This window comes from Kaistia sp. MMO-174 (assembly GCF_037147815.1).
Lineage (GTDB): Bacteria > Pseudomonadota > Alphaproteobacteria > Rhizobiales > Kaistiaceae > Kaistia > Kaistia nematophila.
Window position 1 is genome coordinate 1 of the sequence record NZ_JBBCUO010000013.1, and the last position, 2,500, is coordinate 2,500.

A 2,500-nucleotide genomic window follows, 5' to 3' on the forward strand; every position below is an offset into this window, starting at 1 on the left:
CGTCCGCGCCGCTGTTCTTCGTTCTTCGTTGTGTGTGTTTTTGTTTTGAATGCAAAAACCCCGCCGGCTTTGGAGCGCGGCGGGGTTTTTTATGGTTTCATCGTAGAGAGAAGGTTTCTCGAACTGGTTATTTCTGTGCTTTGCAGGCCTGGCAGCGACCTACTCTCCCGTGTCTTAAGACAAAGTACCATTGGCGCGGAGGAGTTTAACGGCCGAGTTCGGAATGGGATCGGGTTCAGGCTCCTCGCCATGACCACCAGGCCGGCGAAGCACAGAAACTGGTTGCAGGGTTAGCTGCGTTTTTGTCGTCGATGGTCACCCGATTGAATGGATGAGCATGGATTAATGGGAGTGATCAAGCCGATCGAGTTATTAGTACCGGTAAGCTGCATGCATTGCTGCACTTCCACACCCGGCCTATCAACGTGGTGGTCTACCACGACTCTCAAGGGAATACTCGTTTTGAGGTGGGTTTCCCGCTTAGATGCCTTCAGCGGTTATCCCGTCCGTACATAGCTACCCTGCAATGCGGCTGGCGCCACAACAGGTCCACCAGAGGTACGTCCATCCCGGTCCTCTCGTACTAAGGACAGATCCTCTCAATATTCCTACACCCACGGCAGATAGGGACCGAACTGTCTCACGACGTTCTGAACCCAACTCACGTACCACTTTAATCGGCGAACAGCCGAACCCTTGGGACCTTCTCCAGCCCCAGGATGTGATGAGTCGACATCGAGGTGCCAAACGATGCCGTCGATATGGACTCTTGGGCATCATCAGCCTGTTATCCCCAGAGTACCTTTTATCCGTTGAGCGATGGCCCGTCCACGTGGGACCACCGGATCACTATGGCCGACTTTCGTCTCTGCTCGACTTGTCAGTCTCGCAGTCAGGCGGGCTTATGCCATTGCACTCGACGACCGATTTCCGACCGGTCTGAGCCCACCATCGCGCGCCTCCGTTACACTTTGGGAGGCGACCGCCCCAGTCAAACTACCCACCATGCACGGTCCCGGATCCGGATGACGGACCGCGGTTAGACATTCATATTCACAAGGGTGGTATTTCAAGGATGGCTCCACACAAGCTGGCGCCCATGCTTCAAAGCCTACCACCTATCCTACACATGCAAACACGAATGCCAGTGCAAAGCTATAGTAAAGGTTCATGGGGTCTTTCCGTCTGACCGCGGGAACCCCGCATCTTCACGGGGAATTCAATTTCACTGAGTAGGTGCTGGAGACAGCGGGGAAGTCGTTACGCCATTCGTGCAGGTCGGAACTTACCCGACAAGGAATTTCGCTACCTTAGGACCGTTATAGTTACGGCCGCCGTTTACCGGGGCTTCGATTCAAAGCTTGCACCTCTCCTCTTAACCTTCCGGCACCGGGCAGGCGTCAGACCCTATACGTCGCCTTACGGCTTCGCAGAGCCCTGTGTTTTAGGTAAACAGTCGCTACCCCCTAGTCTGTGCCCCCCCGACCTGGTTGCCCAAGCCGAGGGCCTCCTTCTCCCGAAGTTACGGAGGCAATTTGCCGAGTTCCTTCAGCACCATTCTCTCAAGCGCCTTGGTATACTCTACCAGTCCACCTGTGTCGGTTTAGGGTACGGTCTATACGCGGGAGCTATTTCCTGGAACACCTTCACTGCAGCACCAATCCAGTAAGGCACTACAATATACGGCATTCGTCACTACCCGCAGGCTGAGGAATATTCACCTCATTCCCATCGACTACGCCTTTCGGCCTCGCCTTAGGAGCCGGCTAACCCTGCGCAGATTAGCTTTACGCAGGAACCCTTGGACTTTCGGCGACAGTGTCTCTCACACTGTTTGTCGTTACTCATGTCAGCATTCGCACTTCCGATACCTCCAGGAGCTCTCACGAGTCTCCCTTCACAGGCTTACGGAACGCTCCGCTACCACGTGATCTTGCGATCACATCCGCAGCTTCGGCACATGGCTTGAGCCCCGTTACATTGTCGGCGCAGGAACCCTTATTTAGACCAGTGAGCTGTTACGCTTTCTTTAAATGATGGCTGCTTCTAAGCCAACATCCTGGTTGTTTTGGGATCCCCACATCCTTTCACACTTAGCCATGATTTGGGGGCCTTAGCTGGCGGTCAGGGTTGTTTCCCTTTTGACGATGGACGTTAGCACCCACCGTCTGTCTGCCGGATAGTACTCTTGGGTATTCGGAGTTTGGTTAGGTTTGGTAAGACGGTAAATCCCCCTAGCCCATCCAGTGCTCTACCCCCCAAGGTATTCATCCGACGCTCTACCTAAATAGATTTCGCGGAGAACCAGCTATTTCCGAGTTTGATTGGCCTTTCACCCCTAGCCACAAGTCATCCGCGTCTTTTTCAACAGACGTCGGTTCGGCCCTTCAGTGCGTGTTACCGCACCTTCAGCCTGCTCATGGCTAGATCACCCGGTTTCGGGTCTAATCCGACGAACTGAACGCCCTGTTCAGACTCGCTTTCGCTGCGCCTACACCTA

General features: G+C 54.3%; 2 rRNA genes (1 of these 2 cut by a window edge). Both read right to left on the minus strand.

The features are described from left to right. Window positions 1–146 precede the first annotated feature (146 nt). A 5S ribosomal RNA gene (gene rrf, locus WFK98_RS27155) occupies window positions 147–261 on the minus strand. Between the two features lie 90 nt (window positions 262–351). After that, a 23S ribosomal RNA gene (locus WFK98_RS27160) occupies window positions 352–2,500 on the minus strand (it continues 603 nt past the right edge of the window).